The organism is Deltaproteobacteria bacterium, assembly GCA_020848745.1.
Taxonomy (GTDB): Bacteria; Desulfobacterota; Binatia; order UTPRO1; family UTPRO1; genus UTPRO1.
The window spans coordinates 1-24,756 of sequence record JADLHM010000047.1 but is presented as its reverse complement, the minus strand read 5'-3'; the positions used below and the strand labels follow the sequence as shown (position 1 = coordinate 24,756).

Sequence of the window (24,756 nt, the reverse complement as noted above, 5' to 3'; positions counted from 1 at the left end):
ACAGTCCTGTCAGGAGCGTCCCCTGAGGAAGACGGTGGCGATCTCCGAGCTCAAGGTCCACTGCCTTCGACTCGTCGACGAAGTTGCGCGGCGGCGAAGCGTGCTCTCAGCGAGCCGATCATGGCGGGAGCCGCACGTCTCACCACCCTGCGCGATCCAGCCGACATGCTGATCGTGGCCACAGCACTGCACGATGGCGCGTCGCTACCGACCAACGACGGACGTATCGACGAGGCCGATATCGTCCAGGTGATCGGATGAGGTGGTGGCGGACCCGGGAGCCACACGACGACAGGCTGTGGCGAACGGCGGTACAAACGTGAACGGCCGACAACGGGAATCCGGTCAACTTCGCCGGGGCGAAGACGCAGCTACTGATTCCTGTCAACCTCCGCACCTCACGCGCCGGCGGCGAGGCTCGTGAGGTAGCGGACCAGCGTCCGCACGCCGAAGCCCGTGCCGCCTTTCGGAGCGTACGGCAGCGCCTTCTCGATAAACGCCGGACCGGCGATGTCGAGGTGGACCCATGGCGTCGCGCCGACGAACTCCTGGAGGAAGAGCGCCGCGGTGATGCTGCCGGCGTGCCCGCCGCCGATGTTCTTGATGTCCGCGACGGCGCTCTTGATGTCGTCCTTGTACTCGGCGACGAGCGGCATCTGCCAGAGTGGCTCGCCGGTCTCGGCGCCGACCGCCAGCAGACGATCGGCGAGCGCCTGATCGTTCGCGAAGAGCCCGGCGACCTGCGTGCCGAGCGCCACCATGCAGGCTCCCGTCAGCGTCGCGAGGTCGATGATGGCGTCCGGTTTCGTATCCGCGGCGAGGAGGAGCGCGTCGGCGAGAACCAGGCGGCCCTCGGCGTCGGTGTTCAGCACCTCGACGGTCTTGTCGTTCCGGTAGCGGATCACGTCGCCCGGCTTCTGCGCCCTTCCGCCCGGCAGGTTCTCGGTGATCGGGATGAAGCCCTCCACCTCGACCACCGGCTTCAGGCGCGCGAGCGCGGTCATCGTGCCGAGCACCGCCGCCGCCCCGGCCATGTCGCACTTCATCGTCTCCATGCTCTTCGCGGGCTTCAGCGACAGGCCGCCGGAGTCGAACGTGATGCCCTTGCCGACGAGCGCAACTCGACGCTTCGCGCCCTTGGCGCGATAGCGGAGGCGCACGAAGCGCGGCTCCTCGCTGCTGCCGCGCGCGACCGCAATGAGGCCGGCGAGCTTTTCGCTCGCGATGCGCTTCGGGTCCCAGACCTCGACCTCGAGGCCGGCATCCTTTCCGGCCCTCTTCGCAACGTCGGCGATGTAGGTCGGCGTCTTCACCGCCGCCGGCTCGTTCACGAGATCGCGCGCGAGCGTCACGCCGGCGAGCGTCACCTCGAGCGCGCTCCACACGGAAGCCAAGCTCTCCTCGGCGGGCGGATCGGCGACGACGAAAGTCAGCTCGGCGACCGGCGGCACGGGATCGGGCTCGGACTTGTACTTGCCGAAACGGTAGGCGGCGAGCTCGAAGCCCTCGACGAAGGCCGCGAGCTGCGTGGTGTCGATGGCCCGCGCGCCGCCGGCGACCACGACGCGCGTCGCGCCGAGCGTGCCGGCAAGCTGGCGGGCCTGGCCGGCGGCGCGCCGCCAGGCTTCGGCGTCGATCCGCGCCTCGTCGCCAAGCCCGACGACCATGACCGCCTGCCGGCGTGGTCCCTGCACCGGCAGCACGGTCGCTTGACCGGATCGGCCGCGGAAGCGCGTCGCGGCGAGCGCGCGCTTCAACGCCGCGCCGCCGGCGCGCCGCGCGAGCGCTCGCATCTCGCGCCCGTCCTCTTCCCCCGCGGCCACCGCAACGATCATGACGTCGGCCGCGATCGACGTCGGGTCCCCACCACGCACGCGGATCTTCATCGTCCCGCTCGTAGCGAGTTTCACCTACCCCTGCAATTCGCGACGGGGCACGCCTCCGCGCCGCGCGAGGCCGACGCCGAGTGCCAGCTTTCCGCGCGCCTCGGCAAGCGCTCTGGCGTTCGGGAGTGGGGATGGTTCCCCGTCTATGCTACGGTTGCCTCCATGATCGAGCCGCGACTGCACCGGGTGACGGCCGCGATCGAGGCCTACTACGGCCCGCGTCTCCTCGCCGTCGCACTCTTCGGATCGCGAGTCGGCAGTCGCGCGCGGGTCGATTCGGACTGGGACCTGCTCGTGGTGCTCGTACCCAAGGACCCCATACGGCGAGACTTGTACCGAGAGTGGGACGCGCAGGTCGCGTCCGGGATCCACGCGGTGCTTCCCGGCGTCTCGCCGCATTTCGTGCATCTCCCCGGTCCCGACGCTGAGCCGTCGTCCCTGTGGTTGGAAGTGAGCGAGCGGCACGCGATTCTCACGGACCCGGGGAATAGGCTCGCGGCCTTTCTGGGGCACGTTCGAGGGCTCGTGGACACGGGTCGCTTCGAGCGGCGTTCGGTCCATGGCGTGTCGTACTGGCGGAGGGCCGGATGACGAACCCGAAGCTCGAAGCCGACTACGTGACACGCGCCGGCCATCGCCTCGAGGCGCTCCGGGTATTGCTCGCGCGCGGCGCACACGCCGACGTGATGCGGGAAGCTCAGGAAATCATCGAGCTCTGCTTGAAGGCGCTCTTGCGCGCGAGCGGCGTCACGGTGCCCCAGATCCACGACGTCGGCGCCATCATCGTTGCCGAGGCGGGGCGCTTGCCTGCCACCGCACGGCCGCACGCGCACCGAATGGCCGAGATCTCCAAGGCGCTGCGGAAGGACCGCGAAATCGCCTTCTACGGTAGTGAGGACCTGATTCCATCCGAGTTCTACACGCGCACCGACGCCGATCGCGCGTTTGCGGACGCTGAGTGGGTGCTCGAGCAGGTCGCGAGGATCGTTCTGCCGCGAACGTGACCACGGCTTCACGTCGGAGAGGCCGGCTCCTCCTCCGGGACAGGTCGTGGAGAACGTCGGTGCTCGAGGGAACCGGCGCGAGCGCGCGAGGCAGCCACGCCCTCGGCGAATGCCGTCCTTCCGGTCTCGCCGGAGTTGCGGCCCGCTCCGACGCCCGGTAGCGTCCGCCGCCATGTCGAGACGTCTCGCGCGCCTCGTCGCCGCGGTCGTGGCGGTCGGAAGCATCGGCGCGTGCACTTCCGGCGGAAGCACCGGAGGCTTCAAGGTCGCTCTCTTGAGCCCGGGTCCGATCAGCGACGCCGGCTGGAACGCCGCCGCATACGAAGGGCTCCTCGCCGTGCGCGACCGGCTCGGCGCCGAGATCAGCCAGGTCGAGACGCGCACTCCGTCCGAGTTCGAGCAGGCGTATCGCGACTATGCGCGGCGCGGCTTCCGGCTCGTGATCGGCCACGGCTTCGAGTTCCAGGACGCGGCGGCGAAGGTCGCGCCCGAGTTCCCGAACACGGTGTTCCTCACGACGTCGGGCAGCACGGTTCGCCCGAACGTGGCGCCGATCGTGTTCCGCCTCGAGGAAGCGACCTTCGTGCTCGGCGAGCTCGCCGCCCGGATGGCGCCCGACGGCGCGGCGTGTGCGGTCGGCGGCATGGAGATCCCATCGGTCAAGAGCACGTTCATCGCGTTCCAGGCGGGCGCCGCGCACGCGAAGCCGGGCTACCCCGTGCCGACGTCGTACCTCGGCAACTGGGACGACGTCGGCGCGGCGCGCACGGCGACGCTGGCGCTCATCGACCGCGGCTGCCGCTTCGTGCTGCAGAACGCCGACGCGGCTGGACCCGGCGTCTTCCAGGCGGCCGGCGAGCGCGGCATCTACGCCTTCGGCTCGAACCGGGCGCAGCACGAGGTCGCGCCGAACGTCGTCCTCGCGAGCGCCGTGATCGACATTCCGGCGGCCTTCGTCGCGATCGCCCGCGAGGTGAAGGACGGCACGTTCAAGAGTCGCATCATCGAGGAGCACATGGCCGACGGCGCAGTCGCGGTCGTGTTCAATCCCGCGCTCGAGGGAAAGATCCCCGCCGATGTGCGAAACGCGCTCCTGCGGACCGAGGCCGCGATCCGCGCCGGTGAGCTGAAGGTCCCGACGGCGGCGTTCTGATCGCCGGACCCGACCCGCCGGCGATGACGACGCCGAGGCTCTCGCTGCGCGGGATCGCCAAGCGCTACGGAGACCTCACGGCGCTGGCGCCCCTCGATCTCGACCTCCCGGCCGGCTCCATCCACGGCGTCCTCGGCGAGAACGGCGCCGGCAAGTCGACGCTCGTACGCCTCGTCGCCGGCGCGGCGCGCGCCGGCGACGGCACGATCGCCGTCGACGGTGTCCCGCTCGCACCTGGCGATCCGCGCGCCGCACGCGCGGCCGGCGTCGGTGTCGTACACCAGCACTTCGCGCTGGTCGGCGCCCTGTCGGTCGCGGAGAACCTGGCGCTCGGACAGCCGGAGACGACGGGCGCGTGGCTCGCGCCGGCGGCGCTCGCCGCCGCGGCGCGCGATCTCGCGGCAGCGCACGGTCTCGACGTCGGCGACCCGAGCGCGCCGTGCGGCACGCTGCCGGTCGGCATGCAGGCCCGCGTCGAGATCCTGCGCGCGCTCTCGGCGGCGCCGCGCGTGCTCCTGCTCGACGAGCCGACGGCAGTCCTCACGCCGCACGAGACCGCGGATCTGTTCCTGACGCTGCGGCGGCTCCGCGACGGCGGCATGCTCGTCGTCTTCGTGACCCACAAGCTCGACGAAGCGCTCGCGCTCTGCGACGCCGTGACGGTGCTCCGCGAGGGGAAGCGCGTTACGACGGTCGCCGCGCGCGAGGTCACGGCGCGCGAGCTCGCCCGCCTCATGGTCGGCGCCGGCGGCGTAGCTGGTCCGGCCCCGCGTACGGCGTCGCCGCGCGAGACCGGCGCGCTCGTCGCGCGCGACGTCACGACCGACGCGGGCCGCGGCCGGGTCGCGCTCGCGGCGGTCGACCTCACCGTCGCCGCCGGCGAGATCTGCGGCGTCGCCGGCGTCGACGGCAACGGCCAGGACGAGCTCGCCGGGGCGCTCGCCGGCGTCCTCCCGCGCCGCGGCACGGTGGTCGTCCACGGCACGACGCTGCCCGCAGGCGACGTGCGGGCCGCGATCGCGGCCGGTCTCGCCCTCATCCCCGGCGACCGTCGGCGCGAGGCGCTCGCGACCGGGCTCACGGTCTGGGAGAACGCGATCCTCGCCGCCCCGCTGCTGGCGCGCTTCGCCGCGCACGGGATCCTCGACGCAGCGCGGGCACGCGCCTTCGCGGGCGACCTCGTCCGCGCGTACCGGGTCGCCGCCCCGAGCCTCGAGCACCCGATCGGCGCCCTCTCCGGCGGGAATCAGCAGCGCATCGTGATCGGCCGCGCGCTCGCGACGGCGCCGCGCGTGCTGGTCGCGGTGAACCCGACGCGCGGGCTCGACATCGCGGCGACCGCCCACGTACACGCGACGCTCGCGGCGGCCGCGGCCGCCGGCGCGGCGGTCGTCATCTTCTCGACGGATCTCGACGAGCTCGCCGCCGTCGCCGACCGCCTGTGGGTGCTCTATCGCGGCCGGCTCGCGGGGCCGCTTCCCCCGATCGACCGCGAGCGCATCGGCGCCGCGATGGCGGGACTCGCGTGACGCGCGGCCCCGACCCGCGCCGGCTCGCGGCGCCGGCCGCGGCCGCCGGCGCCGCGCTCCTCGTGAGCGGCCTCGTACTCGCGGCCGCCGGCGCCGACCCGCTCGCCGCGCTCGGCGCCCTCGTCGAAGGCGCGTTCGGCGACCGTTTCGCGCTCGTCGACACGCTCGTGAAGAGCTGCCCGCTCGCGCTGATGGGCCTCGCGGTCGCCATCGCGTTCCGGAGCGGCGTCTGGAACATCGGCGCCGACGGACAGCTGCTGGTGGGCGCGCTCGCCGCGACGGCCGCGGCGCAGGCGGCGGGCGACCGGACGCTCGCGCTCCCGGCGGCGCTCGCGTGCGGCATCGTCGCCGGCGCGCTCTGGGCCGGCCTCGCCGCCGCGTTGAAGCTCCGCCGGCAGGTGAACGAGGTGATCTCGACCATCATGCTGAACTTCGTCGCCGCTCGCCTCGTCGGCTTCGCGGTCCACGGACCACTCATGGAGGCGGCCGGAAGGTATCCGCAGAGCGACCCGCTGCCGGCCGCCGCCGAGCTGCCCGCGCTCGGAAGCGGCCTGCACGGCGGCGTCCTGCTCGCGCTCGCCGCGGCGCCGCTCGTCTGGTTCCTGCTCCATCGCACGACCCTCGGCTTTCGTTGGCGCGCCGCGGGCGAGAACTTCCTCGCGGCGCGTCTCGCCGGGCTCGCCCCCGGGCGGGCGACGATGAGCGCGATGCTCGTGAGCGGCGGCCTCGCGGGGCTCGCCGGCGGCATCGAGGTGGCCGGCGTCACCCACCGCCTCTTCGAGCAGTTCTCCGGGGGCCAGGGCTACACCGCGATCGCGGTGGCCCTCCTCGCCCGCCTCCACCCGGGCGGAGTCATCGTCTCAGCGCTCTTCTTCGCAGCACTCGCCGCCGGCTCGGGCGCCATGCAACGGAGCGCCGGCGTCTCCGCGGTCTTCGCGTCGATCGTCCAGGCGACCGTCATCCTGGCGCTGCTCGCCGCGGAGGCGCCGCGCTTCACACGCCGGCGCGGCGGCGGCGGTGCGGCGCCGCACGCGGAGGCGGTATGACCGAATGGCTCGTAGCGCTCGCCGGCTCGGCCCTGGCCCTCGGCACACCGCTCCTCTTCGCCGCGCTCGGCGAGCTCGTGAGCGAGCGCGCCGGCGTGCTCAACATCGGCGTCGAAGGCCTCATGCTGACCGGCGCGTTCGCCGGATTCCTCGCGTGCTGGGGAACGGGGAGCCCGCTCGTCGGCATGATCGCGGCGGCCGGAGCCGCAATGTTGCTCGGGGCGCTCCTCGCCGGCTGGGTCGTCGGACTCGACGCCGACCAGGTCGTGGCTGGCGCGGCCCTCAACCTCCTCGCCCTCGGCGTCACCGGCGTCGCCTACCGCGCCGTGTTCGGCGTGACCGGCGCCGCGCTCACCGTTCCGACCTTCGAACCGATCGCGCTCGGCGGCGACGCGTGGTGGCTCGCGCCGCTCCGCCAGCCGGCGCCGGTCTGGGCGGGGCTCGCGCTCGTGCCGCTCGCGTGGCTCGTGCTCGCGCGCACGCGGCTCGGGCTCGCGCTCCGCGCCGTCGGCGAGGCGCCCGAGGCCGCCGCGAGCCTCGGCATTCGCGTCGACGCCGTACGCGTCGGCGCGCTCCTCGTCGCGGCCCTCCTCGCGGGGATCGGAGGCGGCTACCTCTCGCTCGCCTACTCCAACACCTTCGTCGAAGGCATGTCGGCCGGACGCGGTTTCATTGCGCTCGCGATCGTCGTCTTCGGACGCTGGCGGCCGCTCGGCATCCTCGGAGGCGCGCTCCTCTTCGGGGCCGCGAGCGCCGCGCAGTTCCACCTGCAAGCGGCCGGCATGGCAGTCTCGTATCACCTCCTCTTGATGCTCCCCTACGTCCTCACGCTCGCGGTGCTCGCGATCGCGACCGGCACGGCGGCGGCTCCCGCGGCGCTCGGGCGCCGGCGGCGCGGGTAACGGCCGCCGACCGGCTCGAGCGGATCGTGTCGGACGGGCAGATTGGCCTCGCGCGCGCACGCATCCTGAGATACACGACCTGACCGCGGCGCTTCTCGAGCGCGCGCTCCTCGCCGCCTGAGCCCGACATGCACCCGATCGCGGAGCACGACCTCGACACGGCGGCGAAGCTCATCGCCGGCGCGCGCCGGATCGTCGCGCTGACGGGCGCCGGCATCAGCACCGAGTCGGGCATCCCGGACTTCCGGAGCCCGGGCGGCCTCTGGACGCGCTACGACCCGACCAAGCTCACCTTCGACAAGTTCCGCGCGAGCGCCGAGACCCGCCGCCTCTACTGGGAGATGGGGAACGAGCTCTTCCCCGTCCTCCGCGACGCGCAGCCCAACGCCGCCCACCGCGCGCTCGCCGCGCTCGAGCGCCGCGGCGGCCTCCTCCGCATCGTCACGCAGAACGTCGACGGCCTGCACCAGAAGGCCGGGAGCTCGACCGCCGTCGTCATCGAGATCCACGGAACCGCGCTCGAGGTCGGGTGTCTCACCTGCGGCGCACGTCAGCCACGCGGGCCGGTCCAGGCGCGCTTCGCCGCCGGCGAGTACGACCTCCGCTGCGACTGCGGCGGACTGCTGAAGCCCGCGACGATCTCGTTCGGGCAGGCGATGCCCGAACGCGAGACCGCTCAGGCCTTCGCCGACGCGGACGAGGCCGACGTGTTCCTCGTGATCGGCTCCTCGCTGGAGGTCTATCCGGCGGCCGGACTCCCGCGCACCGCGGTCGAGAACGGCACGTCGCTCGTGATCGTGAACCGGGAGGCGACGCCGTACGATCCGTACGCCCACGTGCTCCTGCACGGAAGCGCCGGCGAGACGCTCACGGCGGTCGCGCGCAAGATCGGCCTCGCGCTCACCGACGCGTGACGCCCGTTTCCGGCGTCCCCGCCGCACCCGAGCGTGAACGGACACGGACGCGCGGCACGTGATCCGCGATCATCCGGCGCTCAAAGACGGTTCACGAGCCGGAGACCTCCATCGTCCGCTTCGCGATCTTCCGTAGCATCCGATCCGCAGCTCGCGACCGCGTCCCCAAACGCCGCGTCGCCGACACGGCGCCGCTCGGCCGCCCGCCACCTGAAGATCCCTGCTCGCAGGTACTCCGGATTCAAGCCGAGCGCCTCGCAGACGTTGTCGAAGGAGAAGAACCAGGTGCGATCCTCGGCCGCGATCCATCCCTCGGCGTCCTCGAAGAGCCGGCGCGCCTTCGGATCGGTCGCGTGGATCTGCTTCATGAAACAGTTCACGGCGTCCTCGAGGACGGCGAGCATGAGGCGGCGCTCGCCGTCGGACTGCCCCTTCGAGCGCAGCGTCTGGAAGAACTGCACCGGCAGGATCGCGTTCGGCTGCAGGAACCCGCCGTATCGGTCTTCGGTGTTGGTGTCGCTCATAGGAATTCCCCTCTTCGGCTCGCACACGTCCGCTCGAGCAAAGTCGCCCTCACCCCGCCGCCGCGCTGGCGACGATCTCCCCGAGCGCCGCCGTACGCTTCTGCAGCACGTCCGCGAGCGTCGTCGTCGCGAACACCTCCATCACCCGCTTCTGTGCCTCCTGCCATACCCACAGCATCGAGCAGCGCGGCGACTGCGCGCAGCAGTCGAGCGCCGCACCGGCGTCCCCGACGCACACGTTCAACGAGACCGGCCCCTCGACCGCCTCGATGACGTCCTTGAACGTCACCGCCTCCGGCTCGCGGGCGAGCGCATAGCCGCCCTGCGCGCCGCGCGTCGAGCGCACGATCCCCGAATGGATCAGGTTCTGGATGATCTTCTCCAGGAACTTCTTGGGCATCGCCTCGCGCGCCGCGATCTCGGCGACCGAGCACGGTCGGCGATCGTTCTGGTACGCGAGATAGATCGCCGCGCGGAGCGCGTAGTCGACTTTCCGGCTGACTTGCATGATCGACATGTGGATCCCCTTGCGTCCTCAGTCGCCCTTCCGGTCCCGATATTCTTCGAGCCACGCCATCTGGATGGCCTCGAGCTTGCCTTCGCTCGACCCTTTCGGGTCGTCGCCGAACTCGTCGAGCCCCGTGACGTAGCGGTGCAGATCCGTGAAGCGCACCGTGAGCGGATCGACCCCCGCGTGCTCGTCGGCGAGCGCGATCGCGAGATCCTCCGCGTCCTCCCACTTCAGACCCATGGCTCACCTCCCGCCGACTTGTTCTCGAGCGCGCGCTTCAGCGACGTCTCCATGATGCGGTGGGCGAAGGGCGTACTCGCCTCGCCGAGCGCCTGCACCAGATCGCGAATGCGGTCGTAGTCGGTCTCGTGCAGCGCCGCTTCGAGCGTCGCGATGGCGCCTCGGATGGCGTCTCCCTCGCCGTCCCGGAGCAGCGTGCCCGACTCCCCGAGCGTGCGCCCGATTTGTCGGATCAACGTCTCCGCTTCCATCCGCGCCTCCGCGAGGAGCCGCGCCGCCACGTCCTCCTCGGCGAAGTCGATCGACTCCTCGAGCATGCGCTCGACTTCCTCGTCGGTGAGGCCGTAGGACGGCTTCACGTCGAGGGATCGCTCGCGGCCGGTGCGCACGTCGCGCGCCGTTACGTTCAAGATGCCGTTGGCGTCGATCATGAAGGTCACGTCGACGCGCGGGAAACCGGCCGCCGCGAGCTCGATCGGGATCGAGAAGCGCGCGAGGCTCCGGCAATCCTTGGCGAGCTCGCGCTCGCCCTGGAGCACGTGCAACGCCACGGCAGTCTGGTTGTCGACGGCGGTCGTGAAGGTCTCGGTATGGCTCGTCGGGATGGTCGTATTACGCTCGATGAGGCGCGTCATGACGCCCCCCATGGTCTCGATGCCGAGCGAGAGCGGTACGACGTCGAGGAGCAGCATGTCCTTGCGCCGCCCGCCGAGGATTCCCGCCTGGACCCCGGCGCCGAGCGCGACGACCTGATCCGGATCGAGCGAGCACAAGGGCTCGCGACCGAAGAGCTCCCCCACCCTCGTCCGCACCAGCGGGATGCGGGTGCTGCCGCCGACGAGCACGACGGCGTCGACGGCCGCCGGCGCGAGGCCGGCGTCCGCGAGCGCCTGGCGGCAGGGCGCGAGGGTGCGCTCGACGATGGGGGCAATGATGGCGTCGAACTCCGCGCGCGTCAGACGACGGGCGATGGTCCGTCCGTCCGGAAACGTGACGCTCACGTCGGTCGCGTCGGTCGACGACAGGCGGCACTTCGCTTCTTCAGCGGCGCGCTGGGCGCGCGCTCGCACGTCGCGGCGGCTCGCGACGTCGGACGGCAGCTCCGCGCCGCCGAGCAGCCAGGCCGCGACGGCCTCGTCGACGTCGTCGCCGCCGAGGCGCGTATCACCGCCGGTCGCCTTCACCTCGAAGATGCCCCGCTCCATCTTGAGGATCGACACGTCGAAGGTGCCGCCGCCGAAGTCGTAGACCGCGACGGTCCCCTCGTTCGCGCGACCGAGCCCGTAGGCGAGCGCCGCCGCCGTCGGCTCGTTCACGAGGCGCAGCACCTCGAGGCCGGCGAGCCGTCCGGCGTCCTTGGTCGCCTGGCGCTGCGTATCGTTGAAGTACGCTGGCACCGTGACGACCGCCTTCCTGATCGGGCAGCCGAGCGCCGCCTCCGCGCGCCGCTTCAACTCCTTCAGCACGAGCGCCGCGACCTCGGGCGGCGTGACCGCGCGTTCACCGATCACGAAACGCACCACGCCGCGGTCGGCGTCGGCGAAGGTGTAACGCTGGCGGTCGGCGGCGCTCACGTGCTCCGGGCCGAGGCCCATGAAGCGCTTCACGGACTGGATGGTCGTGGCGGGCGCCGTCGGCGCGAGCGCGCGCGCCTCGTCACCGACGATGGGATCGGCCCCCGCCGGGAACGACACGACCGACGGAACGATGACCCGGCCGGTCGCCGGATCGGCGATCACGCGCGGCGTCTCGTCGTCGAGCCAGGCGACGAGGCTGTTCGTCGTCCCGAGGTCGATGCCGACGATGGGAGAGGGTCGCTCCACCGGACTCACAGCTCGTTCTCCACGTCGCGCAGCAACGTCCGCAGGTAGTGCAGCTCAGAAAGGATCTTCTTGGTCTCGGTGAGCGCGGCGGCGCTCGCACCGTCGTCGGCCTCGAAGCTGCGCGCGAGCCGCGCCTCGGAGGCGCCGAGGTCGTCGCGCAGCGCGTTGCGGACCGCGCTCATCGCGCGGCACTCGGCTTCTCCGGCGCCGCGGGCGCGAGCCGCGCGCAGCTCGTCGAGCTGCTCCTGCACCTCGAAGACGCGCGTGGCGAGCGCGGCCGGCACGCGCTCGTTGTCGCGACCGAGCGACTCTCCGTGCGCCTCGAGCCAGTAGAGGGCGCGTTGCACGGGATCCTTCAGGGTCTTGTAGGCGCGGTTCACGAGCGCCGTCATGCGCAGGCTCTCGGCCTGCTCGGCGGGCGGACGGTCGTGGAAGAGGTCGGGGTGGAGCTCGCGCGAGAGGGCGTAGTAGCGCCGCTCGAGGTCGGCGAGTTCGACCGTGAGGCGACGGGGAAGCCCGAAGAGGCTGAAGTAGTCAGTCTCCCGACCGGCGGGCGCGACGATGCCGCAGCCCGAGCACACGAGCTGATGGGCAGCCGGCTTGCCGCAATGGAGGCACAACGAGGTTTCGGTGTTCGTCGTCATGTCCTTCGATCCGCACGGATCAAACCGTGAACGAGGCGCCGCAACCGCACTCGCGCTTGATGTTCGGGTTCCTGAGCTTGAACCCCGACTCCATCAAGCCTTCTTCGTAATGGACCTCGGTACCGTTCAAGTAGAGAAAGCTCTTCCGATCGACGAGGATCTTGGCGTCGCCGTTGGTGAAGATCTTGTCGCCGGCACGCTCGACGTCGAGATCCATCTTGTACTGCAACCCCGAGCAGCCGCCGCCGACGACCTTCAAACGGAGGCCGTGGTCGGGCTTCTGTTCCGACGCGACGAGGCCGCTGATCTTCTCGGCCGCGGCGTCACTGAGGCTGATGGCTGCCACCGATCGTCCTCAGACCGCCTTCTTCTCGGAATCGGTGCCCGTCTTGCCCTTCCAGTCGCCGATCGCCGCCTTGATCGCGTCCTCGGCGAGCACGGAGCAGTGGATCTTCACCGGCGGAAGGTTCAGCTCCTCGACGATCTGCGTGTTCTTGATGGCGTAGGCTTCCTCGACCGACTTCCCCTTGATGAGCTCGGTCACGTAGCTCGAGCTCGCGATCGCGCTGCCGCAACCGAAGGTCTTGAACTTGGCATCCTCGATGACGCCCGCGTCGGTGATCTTGAGCTGGAGCTTCATGACGTCGCCGCACTCCGGCGCACCGACGATGCCCGTGCCGACGCCGGGCTCGTCCTTGGCGAAGCTGCCGACGTTGCGCGGGTTCTCGTAGTGGTCGAGGACCTTGTCGCTGTAGGCCATGATCGTTGTCCTTTCGCTTCTTCTCGTTACTCGCGCGCCCAGTTGAAGGTCTTGAGGTCGATGCCTTCCTTGGCCATCTCGTAGAGGGGCGACATCTCGCGCAGACGATTCACCTCGTGCACGACGCGCTCGGCGACGTAGTCGACCTCCTCCTCCGTATTGAAGCGGCCGAGACCGAAACGGATGGAGGTATGGGCGAGCTCGTCGCCGACCCCGAGCGCCTTCAGCACGTACGAAGGTTCGAGCGTCGCCGACGTGCAGGCCGAGCCCGACGACACCGCGATGTCCTTGAGCCCCATCAGGAGCGACTCGCCCTCGACGAAGGCGAAGCTGATGTTGAGGTTTCCGGGGAGCCGCTGCATCGGATGCCCGTTCAGGAACACCTCGTCGAGCTTGCCCATGATGCCCTGGCGCAGGCGCTCGCGGAGGCGAAGCAGGCGCTCGTTCTCGCTCTCCATCACCTCGGCGGCGATCTGCATCGCCTTCCCGAGGCCGACGATGCCCGGAACGTTGAGGGTACCCGAACGGAAGCCGCGTTCCTGGCCGCCGCCATCGAGCTGCGGCGTGAGCCGCACGCGCGGGCCGCGGGCCCGGACGTAGAGCGCGCCGACGCCCTTCGGACCGTAGATCTTGTGCGCCGACATCGAGAGCAGGTCGATGCCCATCGCCTCGACGTCGACCGGAATCTTGCCGGCGCCCTGGGTGGCGTCGGTGTGGAAGAGCACGCCGCGCTCCTTGGCGATCTTCCCGATCTCATGAACCGGCTGGATCGTCCCGATCTCGTTGTTGGCGTGCATGATCGAGATCAGGACCGTCTCGTCGGTGATGGCGCTGCGGAGCTCGTCGAGGTCGATCAGGCCGAGCTCGTCGACCGGAAGATACGTCACCGTCGCCAGACCCTTGCGCTCGAGCGCCTTGCAGGTGTCGAGGATGGCCTTGTGCTCGGTGGTGGCGGTGATGATGTGGTTGCCCTTCTCCTTGTAGAACTCGACGACGCCCTTGAGCGCGAGGTTGTCGGATTCGGTGGCGCCGCTCGTGAAGATGATCTCCTTCGCCTTCGCGCCGATCACCCTGGCGACCTGCTCCCGCGCCTCGTCGACGAGCGCTTCCGCCTCCCATCCGAAGGCGTGGTTGCGGCTGCCCGAGTTGCCGTACCTTTCTGTGAAACACGGCAGCATCGCCTCGACCACCCGCGGATCCACCTGAGTAGTGGCGTGGTTGTCCATGTAGACGCGACGCATCGTCCTGCCGTTCGAGGTGCTGCTCATTCGACTGACCCTCCGATTACCCGAGATACCGCGCGGGGTTCCAGGTAAATCTACCCAATTCAGAGCTGAGCAGTCTCTTATAAACCGTCCCGCGAAGTGTCAACCAACCATCTGAGGTTGCTGCCGTTCAGGGGGTGTCTGCCGCAGGGCGTCATCGAGGTACCGGCCGGTATGCGACGCGGCCACGGCCGCCACCTGCTCCGGGGTCCCGACGGCCACCACCTCGCCGCCACCGCTGCCTCCCTCGGGGCCGAGGTCGACGACCCGGTCGGCGGTCCGGACGACGTCGAGGTTGTGCTCGATCACGACCACGGTGTTGCCCTGGTCGGCCAGGCGCTCGAGCACCGCGAGAAGTCGGCGGACGTCCTCGAAGTGGAGGCCGGTCGTCGGCTCGTCGAGGATGTAGAGGGTGCGCCCGGTGGCGCGACGGGCGAGCTCGCGTGCGAGCTTGATGCGCTGGGCTTCGCCCCCGGAGAGCGTCGTCGCCGATTGCCCGAGGTGCACGTAGTCGAGACCGACGTCGTGCAGGGTGGCGAGCTTCGTGCGGATCGGCTGGAAGGCGGAGAGGAAGTCGAGGGCCTCGGCGACCGTCAGGTCGAGGACGTCGGCGATGCTTTTCCCTCGATAGAGGACCTCGAGCGTCTCGCGGGCGTAGCGGCGCCCCTTGCAGACGTCGCAGGTCACGAAGACGTCCGGCAGGAAGTGCATCTCGATGCGCAGCACGCCGTCGCCCTTGCAGGCCTCGCAGCGACCGCCCTTCACGTTGAACGAGAAGCGTCCCGGATCGTAGCCGCGCGCCCGCGCCTCCGGGAGCTGCGCGAACACCTCGCGGACGTGGGTGAAGAGTCCCGTGTAGGTCGCCGGGTTCGAGCGCGGCGTCCGGCCGATCGGCGCCTGGTCGATGTCGATCACCTTGTCGAGGAGCTGCCACCCCTCGAGCTCGTCGTAGGCGCCGGCGCGCTCGCGGCTGCCGTTCAGCTTCTGGGCGAGCGCCCGGTAGAGCGTGTCGATCACGAGTGAGCTCTTTCCGGAGCCCGAGACGCCCGTCACGCACGTGATCGTGCCGAGCGGGATCTCGACCGTGACGTTCCTCAGGTTGTGCTCGCGGGCGCCCCGGATCACGAGGTTCCAGCCGGAGCCGGCGCGACGCTTCCCCGGCGTCGGGATCGTCACGGCGCCGGCGAGATAGCGGCCCGTGAGCGAGCGCGGATTCGCCATCACCTCGGCCGGCGGCCCGGCCGCGACGATCGTCCCGCCCTGCCGACCCGCGCCCGGCCCCATGTCGATCACGTGATCGGCAGCGAGCATCGTGTCGCGATCGTGCTCGACGACGAGCACCGTGTTGCCGAGGTCGCGCAGGCGCCGCAGGGTGGCCAGCAGCCGCGTGTTGTCGCGCTGGTGGAGGCCGATCGACGGCTCGTCGAGGATGTAGAGCACGCCCGAGAGGCTCGACCCGATCTGGGTCGCGAGGCGTATGCGTTGCCCTTCGCCTCCGGACAGGGTCGCGCTCGTGCGGTCGAGCGTCAGGTACGCGAGCCCGACCTGCTGCAGGAAGCCGAGGCGGTCGCGGATCTCCTTCAAGAGGAGCCGGGCGATCTCACGCTCATGCGGCGAGAGGTCGATCGCGCCGAAGAACGCGCCCGCCTCGCCGACCGAGAGCCGCGAAACCTCGGCGATCGTCCTGCCTCCGACCCTGACCGCGAGGCTCTCCCGGCGAAGACGGCCGCCGCCGCACGCGGCGCAGGGCCGCGAGCTCATGAGGCTCTCGAGCTCGTCGCGCAGCCACGGCGACTCCGTCGCCTCGTAGCGCCGTTGCAAGAACGCGACCAGGCCTTCCCACGCCCGCGCGAAGGTGTGGTGCCTGCCGTCCTTGCGGTACGCGATCTCGAGCTCCTTGCCGCCCGTACCCTCGAGCACGACCTTGCGCGCGGCCGGGGAGAGCTCGTCCCACGGCGTCGCGAGCTGGAACCCGTAGCGCGCGCCGAGCGCCGCGAACACGCTGCCAAGCTGGGCGGCGGTCTTGCGGTCGACGGTGGCGACCGCGCCGGCCGCGAGGCTCTTCCGTACGTCGGGGATGATGAGGTCGGGGTCGAAGTACCGGCTCACGCCGAGGCCGTTGCAGGCCGGGCACGCGCCCTGCGGGCTGTTGAACGAGAACATGCGCGGGCTCATCTCGGGTAGCGACGTCCCGCACTCGACGCACGCGAAGCGGCGGCTGAAGAGCATCTCCTCGGCGACGCCGCCGTCCTCGGCGAGGCGCTCGACACGCGCGATCTCGTCGCCGCGCGCGAACGCCGTCTCGAGCGAGTCGGCGAGCCGCTTCTCGAGACCGGCGCGGACGGTGAGCCGGTCGACCAGCACCTCGATCGTGTGCGCGACGGTCTTCGGGAGCACGATGTCGTCCGCGAGCTCCCGGAGCTCGCCGTCGACGCGCACGCGCACGAAGCCCGCCTGGCGGAGCTCCCGCAGCTCGCGCCGGTGCTCACCCTTCCGCCCACGCACGACCGGCGCGTAGAGATTGATCCGCGTCTTCTCGGGGAGCGCGAGCAGGCGGTCGACGACCTGCTGCACCGTCTGCGACGCGATCGGCCGGCCGCATTGCGGGCAATGGGCGCGACCGCACCGCGCGTACAGCAGGCGTAGATAATCGTGGATCTCGGTGACGGTCGCGACCGTCGAGCGCGGGTTCTTGCTCGCCGTCTTCTGCTCGATCGCGATCGCCGGCGACAGGCCCTCGATCTGATCGACGTCGGGCTTCTCCATCTGCTCGAGGAATTGCCGAGCGTACGCCGAGAGCGACTCGACGTAGCGGCGCTGCCCCTCGGCGTAGAGCGTGTCGAACGCGAGCGACGACTTGCCCGAGCCGGAGAGCCCGGTCACGACGACGAGCTTCTCGCGCGGGATCTCGACGTCGACGTTCTGGAGATTGTGCTCGCGCGCCCCGCGAACGACGATGCGGTCGGGCATGGCCGGGATCTACCACGATTGCCCGCCACGCGCGCATCCACCGGCCTCCGCCGCCGAAGCGCTCCGGCTCCGCGAGTGGCCCGTCGGGCGTGCCCGAACGCCGCCGTCAGCGCACGCCGGGCCAATCGGCGAAGCGCCGGCCGGTGATGCGCTCGTAGGCCTCGACGTAGCGCGTGCTCGTGGCGTCGACGACCGCTCGGGGCAGAGGCGGCGGCGGCGGCGTCTTGTTCCAGTCGAGCGTCTCCAGATAGTCGCGCACCGGCTGCTTGTCGAAGGACGGCGGCGTCTTCCCGGGCGTCCACTCGGCCACCGGCCAGAAGCGCGAGGAGTCGGGCGTCAGCACCTCGTCGCACAGCACGAGCTCGCCGGTCCCCGGGATGCGCCCGAGCTCGAACTTGGTGTCGGCGATGATGATGCCGCGCTCGCGCGCCCACGCGGCGCCGCGCGAGTAGAGCGCGAGGCTCACGTCGCGGAGCCGCGTCGCGAGCGCCAGGCCCACGAGGTCGACGGCTGCCCCGAACGAGATGTTCTCGTCGTGATCGCCGACCGCGGCCTTCGTCGACGGCGTGAAGACCGGCTCGGGAAGCTCTGACGACTCGAGGAGCCCCGCGGGGAGCTTCGCGCCGTGCATCGTCCCGCTCTTCTTGTACTCCTTCCACGCCGAGCCGGTGATGTAGCCGCGCACGATGCACTCGACCGGCAGCATCTCCGCGCGCCGGCAAAGCATCACGCGGCCGGCGAGATCCTCCTCTCCGCGCACCTCCGGCGGCAGATCGGCGAGATCGGTCGAGAGGAGGTGGCTCCCGACCATGCCCTCGAAGAGTTCGAACCAGAACGCCGTCATCGCGGTCAGCACGCGGCCCTTGTTCGGAATGGGCTCGACCATCACGACGTCGAACGCCGACAGGCGGTCGCTCGTCACCATGAGCAACGTGTCGTCGCCGACGGCGTAGATGTCGCGCACCTTGCCGGAGTGCACGTGGGCGAGCGGCAGCTGTTTCATGGTGTGACCTCCTCCGCGGAGGCGCTTTCAAAGCAGTCGTCGCCGCGCGAGGCAAGCACGGACGCGGCGCACCCCGGATGGACGCGCCACGCCCGACGTTAGTAAGACGCCCGCATGACCGATACCGCCGAGCATCTCGCCCGTATCGAGCGCGACGGCTACACGGTCGTCGAGGACGTCCTCTCGACCGGCGAGGCCGACACCCTGGTCGCCACGCTCGACGACCTCGAGCGCGCGCTTGCCGTCGCCTTCGCGAGCAACGACTTCGAGGGCCGCCGGACCAAGCGCGTCTACAACCTGCTCGTCCACGGACCGGCCTTCGAGGCGATCCCGGTGCACCCGCGCGTGCTCCCCGTCGTCGAGGGCGTGCTCGACTCGGGATGTCTGGTGTCGTCGCTCTCGTCGATCGCGATCCACCCGGGCGAGATCGCGCAGCCGATCCACGCCGACGACCAGCTCCTGCCGCTGCCGAAGCCGCACGTGGCGACCGTCTGCAACACGATGTGGGCGCTCACGGAGTTCACCGCGGAGAACGGCGCCACGCGCATCATCCCCGGCTCGCACCGACGCGACCACAGCCCCGTGTACGGCTCGGAGCACCCGTCGATCCCGGCGGCCATGCGGCGCGGCAGCGTGCTCGTCTGGCACGGCAGCCTCTGGCACGGCGGCGGCGCCAACCGGAGCGGCGCGGTCCGCATCGGCATCGCGATGAACTACTGCGCGGGCTGGGTGCGCCAACAAGAAAACCAGCAGCTCGGCATCCCGCGCGAGATCGCGCGCGGCTTCTCGCCGCGTCTGCGCGAGCTGATCGGCTACGGCGTCTACCGCGGGCTCATCGGCCACATCGACAAGCGCAACCCGGACGAGCTCCTCGGCGAGTCGGGCGCGCTCGAGACGGTGTGGGAGACGGCGAACCGCGTCCGCCGGCGCTGAACCCGGACGGCGGCCATCCCGGCCGAAACGAAACGGAGCCGCCCACCCGGCCACTCACGCCGGCGGCGGCAGCTCCAGCATCTTCGCGAGCATCTGCGTCGCCGGATTGTTGCGCTCGAAGCCGGAGCCCTCGGGCATGATGCCGTACTCGGTCATCTGGTCGGCGATCCGGATGAGCACGAGCGCGAAACGGAACGCGCCCCACACCTCGTAATAGAAGAGATCGCGCGCGCGGCGCCCGACGCCCTCCTCCCACTGCGCGATGACCTCGGCGCGCGACGGAAAACCGGGAAGCGGCGCGGCGCCGACGCCTTCCGTGTGGTAGCGGTCGAGGACGAGCCACCACGCCAGGTCCACCTCGCCCGGACCGAGCGTCGCCATCTCCCAGTCGAGCACGGCGACCGGACGGAAATCGCGGAAGATCATGTTGCCGATGCGGGCGTCGCCCCAGGTGAGGCTCGGGGCGGGCTCGTCCTCCGGACGGCGCCCCTGGAGCCACGCGAGCGTCGCGTCGACGACCGGCATCGCGCGGCCGGCGGCGGCCCAGCGCAGCATCATCGCGTAGTAGCCGAGCTGCTGCTCGAACGGAGTCGCGCCGTACTCGGGACGCGCGAGGAACTCGAAGCCGAGGGCGCGCCAGTCGAGGCGGTGCAGGTCGGCGAGGACCGCGAGCGCGGAGCGGGCGAGCACGCGTTGCTGGTCGGGCGGCGCATCGAAAAGCCAGCCGCTCGTCGCGAACGGCGGATGATCCGCGGGGATCACGCCGTCGACGCGGTCCATCACGTAGAACGGCTGACCGAGGACGCTCGCATCCTCCTCGTACCAGCGCATGCGCGGCACCGGGACGCCGCTCGGCGCGAGCAGCTCCATCGTCCGGTACTGCCGGTGGAGGTCGTACTCGGGGAAGATGGCGTAGGCGGTCGGCCTCACGCGCGCGACCAGGCGGGCGCTCACGGGGGCGCCGTCCTCGCGCCATGACGCCTCGATCAGCAGCGTCTCGTTCGAGAAGCCGCTCCCGCTCGGGAGACCGACCTCGCCGATCGCGACGTCGGCCGCAGCCGGCAGCTTGCGGGCGAGCCAGGCGCCGAGCGCTCCGCGGGTGGCGTCGACGTCGCGGGCCTGCGGGATCGGCATGACGGGGCCTGCTATCACAGTCGCCGCGCCGGGTGCACGCACGCGTGGCCCTCTCGCGACGTGGACCTGGTGAGAAATGCGGGCTAGGACCGCCGCCATGCTCTCCCGGATGGACGACTACCCGCTGCACCAGATCGCCGACGTGATCCGCAACGTCGGCACCAGCGACCGCAATTTCTACGATCGCTACTACTTCAACCTGCACGGCTCGAGCGACGAGCTCTTCCTCGTGATGGGGATGGGGCAGTACCCGAACCTCGGCGTGCAGGACGCGTTCGCCTGCGCGCGGCGCGGCGACCAGCACCACGTGGTGCGCGCGTCGCGCGAGCTCGGCGACCGCATGGACACGAGCGTCGGACCCTTCCGCGTCGAGGTGCTCGAGGGCTTGAAGCGCGTCCGGGTGATCCTCGAGCCGAGCGAGCACTCGCTCGCCTTCGACCTCACCTGGGAAGGGGCGGTCCCGGCCTTCGAGGAGCCGCAGCACTTCATCCGGAAGTACGGCCGCGTGCTGTTCGACTCGAAGCGCTTCGCGCAGACCGGCTGCTGGACCGGCACGCTCACGATCGGCGGCGAGACCTTCGCAGCCACCCCCGACCGCTGGTGGGGCACGCGCGACCGCTCGTGGGGCGTCCGCCCCGTCGGCGAGCCCGAGCACCCCGGCATCCGCCAGGCGGAGGGCCAGATGTCGGGCATGTGGAACTACTCGCCGATGCAGTTTCGCGACTACTCCATCCTCTACATCCTGAACGAGACCGACGACGGCGAGCGCCCGCTCGAGGAAGCGGTCCGCATCTGGGCCGATCCCGCGAAGCGCCCGCAGCACCTCGGACGCCCCGAGCACCGCCACGTGCTGACGCCCGGCACGCGCATGATCGAATCGTCGCTGCTGTCGTTTCCGCACGCGCCGGGAGGCGCCTTCGACGTACGCGCGACCCTCCTCACGTCGTGCTTCCTCACCGTCGGCACCGGCTACGGCATGGAGCAGGACTGGCGCCACGGCATGTACCAGGGACCGCTGGTCGTGCAGGGCTTCGTGAAGCCGGTCGCCGAGATCGCGTCCTTCGGACAGTACGGCGTCATCGACCACGTCGCGCGCTTCGAGGCGAGCGACGGCGCCGTCGGCTACGGTCTCCACGAGCACGGCTTCTTCGGGGCGTATCGCCGCTACGGGATGATCGACGCGTACGGCGGCGCCGGCTGAGACGGGGCTCGCGCCCGCGTGTCCGAGCGGCGGCGGCGCTCGTCAGAGCGTCGTCAGAATGGGAGGTCGTGCTTGCGCGCCGTGTTGCACGGCTTGCAGCTCGGCACGACGTTTCCCTTCGTCGACTTGCCGCCGCGGACGATCGGCACGAGATGGTCCATCGTGAGATCCTCGGCCGCGAACTTGCCGCCGCAGTGCTGGCAGATCCCGGCAGCGCGCTTGCGCTTCCACCACTGGGTCGCGCGGAGATCGCGTGCCTTCTGGCGCTCGCGGCGGATCTCTTCTTCGGAGACCTCGACGAGGAAGAACGACATCGCGGGCATGATGCGGGCGGCCGCGGCGCGTTGCAACGACCGCGACGACCTGCCGCGGCTCGGCGGCGCATCTACGAGCCGGAGCCATGGACGACGACGTGCGCTTCGTCACGGCCAACGGCCTGCGCTTCGGCTACCTCGAGTCCGGTACGGGGCCGCTCGTGCTGCTCGTGCACGGCTTCCCCGACACCGCCCACTCGTGGGACGCGACGCGCCCCGGGCTCGCCGCCGCGGGGTTCCGCGCGGTCGCCGTCTTCACACGCGGCTACGCGCCGACCGACGTGCCGCCGACCGAGGCCTACGACTCCGACACGCTCGGGCGGGACCTGCTCGCGCTCGTCGACGCCCTGGGTGGCACGCCTGCGGTGATCGTCGGGCATGCCGGGCGGGCACTTCATGCACCCCGAGCACCCCGACGTGTTCAACCGCGAGCTCCTACGCGTGCTCGAGCGGGTGCGAACGATCTAGCCCCCGCGCTCTTCGCCTATCCGGGACCCATCGCGCTCGGCAGCGCGCTTCGCGAATGAGCGCGTGTCGGGGCTAGCGATAGACCTCGTCGACGCGGAGCGTGCACTCGATGGCGGGGATGTCCGCGACCTCGCCCGGTCCGCTCACGCGGCTCGTCCACGCGTCGTCGGGTCCGCGCGACCACACCTCGATGCGTTGCGCACGTTGCGAGACGAGCACGACGGCACCGAGCGTCGGGATCTTCTGGTAGTGTTGCAGCTTGAGACCGCGGTCGTATCGCTCGGTCGATTTGCTCGACACCTCGACGACGACGCGCGGATTCGTGATCGTGTGCTTGCTCTCGGGATCGAGCTCGGGCTCGCCGCAAATGATGCTCACGTCGGGATACGTGGCGAGCCCCGTGGCCAATACGCGAACCCGCAGATCCGAGCTGAAGACGCGGCAGGGTCCGTACCGGAGCTGTTGGAGCAGCATGCCCGAGACGACAGCCGTGAGCCCGGCGTGCATCACCGAGCTGCCGGTCATGGCGTAGATCTCGCCGTCGAGAAACTCGTGCTTGACGTTGCTGATTTCTTCGAGGGCGAGGTACTCTCGATACGAGTAGTGGTGCATCCGACGAACGCTAGCGCGGCGCATGGCACGGCACCAGACCCGAGACCGATCGGCTGCTCAGCGGCGGTCGTCGATGCGCCGCACGCACGGATTCGCGCGCAGCCGGCCGTCGCCGCCGACCACCGCGGCGTTGGTGACGTTGCGGCCGCGGCAGAGCTCGGCGAGGCAGCGCGCGGTCGACCCGAACCAGGCGCTGCCGCGCGGGGTGTCGCAGTCGAACGGGCTCCCGGGCTGCAACGTTTCCGCGGCGATGCGCGACGACAAACGCCGGCGAGGCTCGGTCTTCTTGGCGGCGGCCGGAGCGGAGACGAGCAGCAGCACGGCGAGCGACGCAACGACGGTCCTGGTCATGGCATGGGCCTCCTTCTCGAGTGGCAGGACCATAGCGACCGGCCGTTTCGCGCGCGCCGCGACGAGTAGCTACTTGACCCCGCGCGCGCGGCTCGCATAAGAAGGACGCACCATGACGTCGCGAGCGCACACGCTGCTTCTCGGCCTACTCCTAGGGCTAGTCGAGCCCGTGGCGGTGGAGCCTTGAGCCCGCGTTAGAACGCGCGTCTCTGCAAACCCTCTCCCGCTGCCCGGCCGGAGGGGGTTTTTCGTTTCTGGCATCCGCGCTTCATCCCTCGACCCGGCCCGCCACAGCGGTGGACGAACCCGGAGGACGACGAGATGAAGACGCAGCCCATCCCAACGAAGCGACCGATGCCGGTCGACAAGTACCGACCGTTCACGCCGGTCGACATTCCGGACCGCACCTGGCCGAATCGCACCATCACGCGGGCGCCGCTCTGGTGCAGCGTCGACCTCCGCGACGGCAACCAGGCGCTCGTCGAGCCGATGGGTCCGGAGCGCAAGCGGCGCATGTTCGAGGCCCTGGTCGCGATGGGATTCAAGGAGATCGAAGTCGGCTTCCCGAGCGCCTCGCAACCCGACTTCGACTTCGTGCGCTGGCTGATCGAGGCCGACGCGATCCCCGAGGACGTCACGATCCAGGTGCTGACCCAGGCCCGCGAGCCACTGATCCGCCGCACCTTCGAGTCGATCCGCGGCGCGCGCCGCGCGATCGTCCACCTCTACAACTCCACCTCGACCCTGCAGCGGCGGGTCGTCTTCGGGCTCGACCGTGCGGGCATCGTCGACGTCGCGGCCGAGGGCACGCGGGTCGCGCGCGAGCTGGCGGCGACGATGCCCGCGACCGACGTCCGCTTCGAGTACTCGCCCGAGAGCTTCACCGGCACCGAGCTCGATTTCGCGATCGAGATCTGCGAGCGCGTGATGGACCTCTGGCAACCGACGCCCGAGCGCCCGATCATTCTCAACCTGCCCGCGACGGTCGAGATGTCGACCCCGAACGTCTACGCCGACATGATCGAATGGTTCGGCCGCCGCGTCACCCGCCGCGACGCCATCGTCCTGAGCGTCCATCCCCACAACGACCGCGGCTGCGCGGTCGCCGCGGCGGAGCTTGCCGTGATGGCGGGAGCGGATCGGGTCGAGGGCACGCTGTTCGGCAACGGCGAGCGGACCGGCAACGTCGACGTCGTGACGCTGGCGATGAACCTGGTCTCGCAAGGCGTCGATCCGAGGCTCGACGTCTCCGACATCGACGCGCTGGTGGCGGTCGCCGAGCACTGCAACCGCCTGCCCGTGCACCCGCGCCACCCCTACGCCGGGACGCTCGTCTACACGGCGTTCTCGGGCTCGCACCAGGACGCCATCAACAAGGGACTGGCCGCGCAGCGCGCGAGCGGCTCCGGCATCTGGGAGGTCCCGTACCTGCCGATCGATCCCGCCGACGTCGGCCGCAGCTACGAAGCCGTGATCCGCGTCAACAGCCAGTCCGGGAAGGGCGGGGTCGCGTATCTCCTGGAGCGCGACTACGGGCTCGCGCTGCCGCGGGCGCTGCAGGTCGAGTTC

The 24,756-nt window shown here is 70.6% G+C and carries 27 protein-coding genes; 12 read left to right on the top strand and 15 right to left on the bottom strand.

The features are described 5' to 3' along the window. The first annotated feature begins 120 nt into the window (after positions 1-120). Entirely contained in the window at positions 121-261 is a 141-nt protein-coding gene (locus IT293_06315; protein ID MCC6764258.1) for a hypothetical protein, read from the top strand. Between the two features lie 137 nt (positions 262-398). Here IT293_06315 and IT293_06310 read toward each other — a convergent pair whose 3' ends face one another. Further along, the gene (locus IT293_06310; protein ID MCC6764257.1) at positions 399-1,886 is read right to left on the bottom strand and encodes a leucyl aminopeptidase; all 1,488 of its coding nucleotides are present in this window, start codon (positions 1,884-1,886) and stop codon (positions 399-401) included. A 162-nt stretch (positions 1,887-2,048) separates the two neighbouring features. Between IT293_06310 and IT293_06305 the strand changes: the two genes are divergently transcribed. From IT293_06305 to IT293_06275, 7 genes are all read left to right on the top strand, one after another. Then, positions 2,049-2,477, top strand: a complete 429-nt coding sequence (locus IT293_06305; protein MCC6764256.1) for a nucleotidyltransferase domain-containing protein — start codon at positions 2,049-2,051, stop codon at positions 2,475-2,477. Then, on the top strand, positions 2,474-2,890 hold the full coding sequence (locus IT293_06300) for a HEPN domain-containing protein (GenBank protein MCC6764255.1): 417 nt from the start codon (positions 2,474-2,476) through the stop codon (positions 2,888-2,890). The genes IT293_06305 and IT293_06300 overlap by 4 nt, the downstream gene beginning before the upstream one ends. Positions 2,891-3,062: 172 nt before the next feature. Next, positions 3,063-4,043 (top strand): BMP family protein, encoded by a 981-nt coding sequence (locus tag IT293_06295; GenBank protein MCC6764254.1) that lies wholly within the window; start codon positions 3,063-3,065, stop codon positions 4,041-4,043. Between the two features lie 23 nt (positions 4,044-4,066). After that, a complete protein-coding gene (locus tag IT293_06290) occupies positions 4,067-5,572 on the top strand; it encodes an ATP-binding cassette domain-containing protein (protein ID MCC6764253.1) in 1,506 nt (501 codons plus the stop codon). Beyond that, positions 5,569-6,618, top strand: coding sequence for an ABC transporter permease (locus IT293_06285; protein ID MCC6764252.1), 1,050 nt, complete (start codon positions 5,569-5,571; stop codon positions 6,616-6,618). The genes IT293_06290 and IT293_06285 overlap by 4 nt, the downstream gene beginning before the upstream one ends. After that, positions 6,615-7,520 carry an ABC transporter permease gene (locus IT293_06280; protein ID MCC6764251.1) on the top strand — a complete coding sequence of 302 codons (906 nt, stop codon included), beginning with the start codon at positions 6,615-6,617 and terminating at the stop codon, positions 7,518-7,520. Before IT293_06285 ends, IT293_06280 begins: the two co-directional genes overlap by 4 nt. A gap of 128 nt (positions 7,521-7,648) precedes the next feature. Next, positions 7,649-8,434, top strand: a complete 786-nt coding sequence (locus IT293_06275; protein MCC6764250.1) for a Sir2 family NAD-dependent protein deacetylase — start codon at positions 7,649-7,651, stop codon at positions 8,432-8,434. An 80-nt stretch (positions 8,435-8,514) separates the two neighbouring features. Here the strand turns inward: IT293_06275 and IT293_06270 are convergent, their stop codons facing one another. The 10 genes from IT293_06270 to IT293_06225 all read right to left on the bottom strand — a co-directional run bounded on the left by IT293_06270 (position 8,515) and on the right by IT293_06225 (position 18,174). Next, complete coding sequence (locus IT293_06270) at positions 8,515-8,958, bottom strand: hypothetical protein (protein MCC6764249.1); 444 nt, start codon at positions 8,956-8,958, stop codon at positions 8,515-8,517. Positions 8,959-9,007: 49 nt separating this feature from the next. Beyond that, positions 9,008-9,475: an Rrf2 family transcriptional regulator gene (locus IT293_06265; GenBank protein MCC6764248.1), complete on the bottom strand. Its 468-nt coding sequence runs from the start codon at positions 9,473-9,475 to the stop codon at positions 9,008-9,010. A gap of 18 nt (positions 9,476-9,493) precedes the next feature. After that, positions 9,494-9,709 carry a Fe-S cluster assembly protein IscX gene (gene iscX / locus IT293_06260; GenBank protein MCC6764247.1) on the bottom strand — a complete coding sequence of 72 codons (216 nt, stop codon included), beginning with the start codon at positions 9,707-9,709 and terminating at the stop codon, positions 9,494-9,496. Next, complete coding sequence (gene hscA / locus IT293_06255) at positions 9,700-11,541, bottom strand: Fe-S protein assembly chaperone HscA (GenBank protein ID MCC6764246.1); 1,842 nt, start codon at positions 11,539-11,541, stop codon at positions 9,700-9,702. Before hscA ends, iscX begins: the two co-directional genes overlap by 10 nt. Further along, positions 11,538-12,176, bottom strand: a complete 639-nt coding sequence (hscB, locus tag IT293_06250) for a Fe-S protein assembly co-chaperone HscB (protein ID MCC6764245.1) — start codon at positions 12,174-12,176, stop codon at positions 11,538-11,540. The genes hscA and hscB overlap by 4 nt, the downstream gene beginning before the upstream one ends. A gap of 19 nt (positions 12,177-12,195) precedes the next feature. Then, entirely contained in the window at positions 12,196-12,513 is a 318-nt protein-coding gene (locus tag IT293_06245) for an iron-sulfur cluster assembly accessory protein (protein MCC6764244.1), read from the bottom strand. Positions 12,514-12,531: 18 nt separating this feature from the next. Then, on the bottom strand, positions 12,532-12,936 hold the full coding sequence (gene iscU, locus IT293_06240) for a Fe-S cluster assembly scaffold IscU (protein MCC6764243.1): 405 nt from the start codon (positions 12,934-12,936) through the stop codon (positions 12,532-12,534). Between the two features lie 26 nt (positions 12,937-12,962). Next, positions 12,963-14,177: an IscS subfamily cysteine desulfurase gene (locus IT293_06235; protein MCC6764242.1), complete on the bottom strand. Its 1,215-nt coding sequence runs from the start codon at positions 14,175-14,177 to the stop codon at positions 12,963-12,965. Positions 14,178-14,303: 126 nt separating this feature from the next. After that, the gene (gene uvrA, locus IT293_06230; GenBank protein MCC6764241.1) at positions 14,304-17,171 is read right to left on the bottom strand and encodes an excinuclease ABC subunit UvrA; all 2,868 of its coding nucleotides are present in this window, start codon (positions 17,169-17,171) and stop codon (positions 14,304-14,306) included. 106 nt (positions 17,172-17,277) lie between these two features. After that, positions 17,278-18,174: a phosphoribosylaminoimidazolesuccinocarboxamide synthase gene (locus IT293_06225; GenBank protein ID MCC6764240.1), complete on the bottom strand. Its 897-nt coding sequence runs from the start codon at positions 18,172-18,174 to the stop codon at positions 17,278-17,280. A 114-nt stretch (positions 18,175-18,288) separates the two neighbouring features. Here IT293_06225 and IT293_06220 point away from each other — a divergent pair, with 114 nt between their 5' ends. Further along, a complete protein-coding gene (locus tag IT293_06220; protein MCC6764239.1) occupies positions 18,289-19,107 on the top strand; it encodes a phytanoyl-CoA dioxygenase family protein in 819 nt (272 codons plus the stop codon). A gap of 54 nt (positions 19,108-19,161) precedes the next feature. Here IT293_06220 and IT293_06215 read toward each other — a convergent pair whose 3' ends face one another. Continuing rightward, positions 19,162-20,241 (bottom strand): phosphotransferase family protein, encoded by a 1,080-nt coding sequence (locus tag IT293_06215; protein MCC6764238.1) that lies wholly within the window; start codon positions 20,239-20,241, stop codon positions 19,162-19,164. 97 nt (positions 20,242-20,338) lie between these two features. Between IT293_06215 and IT293_06210 the strand changes: the two genes are divergently transcribed. Further along, on the top strand, positions 20,339-21,442 hold the full coding sequence (locus IT293_06210) for a hypothetical protein (GenBank protein ID MCC6764237.1): 1,104 nt from the start codon (positions 20,339-20,341) through the stop codon (positions 21,440-21,442). 53 nt (positions 21,443-21,495) lie between these two features. On the opposite strand, the gene IT293_06205 is transcribed toward IT293_06210, so the two are convergent. Then, positions 21,496-21,756, bottom strand: a complete 261-nt coding sequence (locus IT293_06205) for an HNH endonuclease (protein MCC6764236.1) — start codon at positions 21,754-21,756, stop codon at positions 21,496-21,498. Positions 21,757-21,842: 86 nt separating this feature from the next. On the opposite strand from IT293_06205, the gene IT293_06200 reads away from it, so the two are divergent. After that, a complete protein-coding gene (locus tag IT293_06200; GenBank protein MCC6764235.1) occupies positions 21,843-22,283 on the top strand; it encodes an alpha/beta fold hydrolase in 441 nt (146 codons plus the stop codon). A gap of 13 nt (positions 22,284-22,296) precedes the next feature. On the opposite strand, the gene IT293_06195 is transcribed toward IT293_06200, so the two are convergent. Both IT293_06195 and IT293_06190 read right to left on the bottom strand, forming a co-directional pair. Further along, positions 22,297-22,860: a Uma2 family endonuclease gene (locus IT293_06195; GenBank protein ID MCC6764234.1), complete on the bottom strand. Its 564-nt coding sequence runs from the start codon at positions 22,858-22,860 to the stop codon at positions 22,297-22,299. A 33-nt stretch (positions 22,861-22,893) separates the two neighbouring features. Then, the gene (locus IT293_06190; GenBank protein ID MCC6764233.1) at positions 22,894-23,187 is read right to left on the bottom strand and encodes a hypothetical protein; all 294 of its coding nucleotides are present in this window, start codon (positions 23,185-23,187) and stop codon (positions 22,894-22,896) included. A 321-nt stretch (positions 23,188-23,508) separates the two neighbouring features. On the opposite strand from IT293_06190, the gene IT293_06185 reads away from it, so the two are divergent. Beyond that, the coding region (locus tag IT293_06185) for a 2-isopropylmalate synthase (GenBank protein MCC6764232.1) at positions 23,509-24,756 on the top strand (1,248 nt) is incomplete at its 3' end.

Coding starts and splice junctions, on each gene's coding strand:
- IT293_06315 (MCC6764258.1), top strand. CDS start 121: ATGGCGGGAGCCGCACGTCTCACCACCCTGCGCGATCCAGCCGACATG.
- IT293_06310 (MCC6764257.1), bottom strand. CDS start 1,886: ATGAAGATCCGCGTGCGTGGTGGGGACCCGACGTCGATCGCGGCCGAC.
- IT293_06305 (MCC6764256.1), top strand. CDS start 2,049: ATGATCGAGCCGCGACTGCACCGGGTGACGGCCGCGATCGAGGCCTAC.
- IT293_06300 (MCC6764255.1), top strand. CDS start 2,474: ATGACGAACCCGAAGCTCGAAGCCGACTACGTGACACGCGCCGGCCAT.
- IT293_06295 (MCC6764254.1), top strand. CDS start 3,063: ATGTCGAGACGTCTCGCGCGCCTCGTCGCCGCGGTCGTGGCGGTCGGA.
- IT293_06290 (MCC6764253.1), top strand. CDS start 4,067: ATGACGACGCCGAGGCTCTCGCTGCGCGGGATCGCCAAGCGCTACGGA.
- IT293_06280 (MCC6764251.1), top strand. CDS start 6,615: ATGACCGAATGGCTCGTAGCGCTCGCCGGCTCGGCCCTGGCCCTCGGC.
- IT293_06275 (MCC6764250.1), top strand. CDS start 7,649: ATGCACCCGATCGCGGAGCACGACCTCGACACGGCGGCGAAGCTCATC.
- IT293_06270 (MCC6764249.1), bottom strand. CDS start 8,958: ATGAGCGACACCAACACCGAAGACCGATACGGCGGGTTCCTGCAGCCG.
- IT293_06265 (MCC6764248.1), bottom strand. CDS start 9,475: ATGTCGATCATGCAAGTCAGCCGGAAAGTCGACTACGCGCTCCGCGCG.
- iscX (MCC6764247.1), bottom strand. CDS start 9,709: ATGGGTCTGAAGTGGGAGGACGCGGAGGATCTCGCGATCGCGCTCGCC.
- hscB (MCC6764245.1), bottom strand. CDS start 12,176: ATGACGACGAACACCGAAACCTCGTTGTGCCTCCATTGCGGCAAGCCG.
- iscU (MCC6764243.1), bottom strand. CDS start 12,936: ATGGCCTACAGCGACAAGGTCCTCGACCACTACGAGAACCCGCGCAAC.
- IT293_06235 (MCC6764242.1), bottom strand. CDS start 14,177: ATGCGTCGCGTCTACATGGACAACCACGCCACTACTCAGGTGGATCCG.
- uvrA (MCC6764241.1), bottom strand. CDS start 17,171: ATGCCCGACCGCATCGTCGTTCGCGGGGCGCGCGAGCACAATCTCCAG.
- IT293_06225 (MCC6764240.1), bottom strand. CDS start 18,174: ATGAAACAGCTGCCGCTCGCCCACGTGCACTCCGGCAAGGTGCGCGAC.
- IT293_06220 (MCC6764239.1), top strand. CDS start 18,289: ATGACCGATACCGCCGAGCATCTCGCCCGTATCGAGCGCGACGGCTAC.
- IT293_06215 (MCC6764238.1), bottom strand. CDS start 20,241: ATGCCGATCCCGCAGGCCCGCGACGTCGACGCCACCCGCGGAGCGCTC.
- IT293_06210 (MCC6764237.1), top strand. CDS start 20,339: ATGCTCTCCCGGATGGACGACTACCCGCTGCACCAGATCGCCGACGTG.
- IT293_06205 (MCC6764236.1), bottom strand. CDS start 21,756: ATGTCGTTCTTCCTCGTCGAGGTCTCCGAAGAAGAGATCCGCCGCGAG.
- IT293_06200 (MCC6764235.1), top strand. CDS start 21,843: ATGGACGACGACGTGCGCTTCGTCACGGCCAACGGCCTGCGCTTCGGC.
- IT293_06195 (MCC6764234.1), bottom strand. CDS start 22,860: ATGCGCCGCGCTAGCGTTCGTCGGATGCACCACTACTCGTATCGAGAG.
- IT293_06190 (MCC6764233.1), bottom strand. CDS start 23,187: ATGACCAGGACCGTCGTTGCGTCGCTCGCCGTGCTGCTGCTCGTCTCC.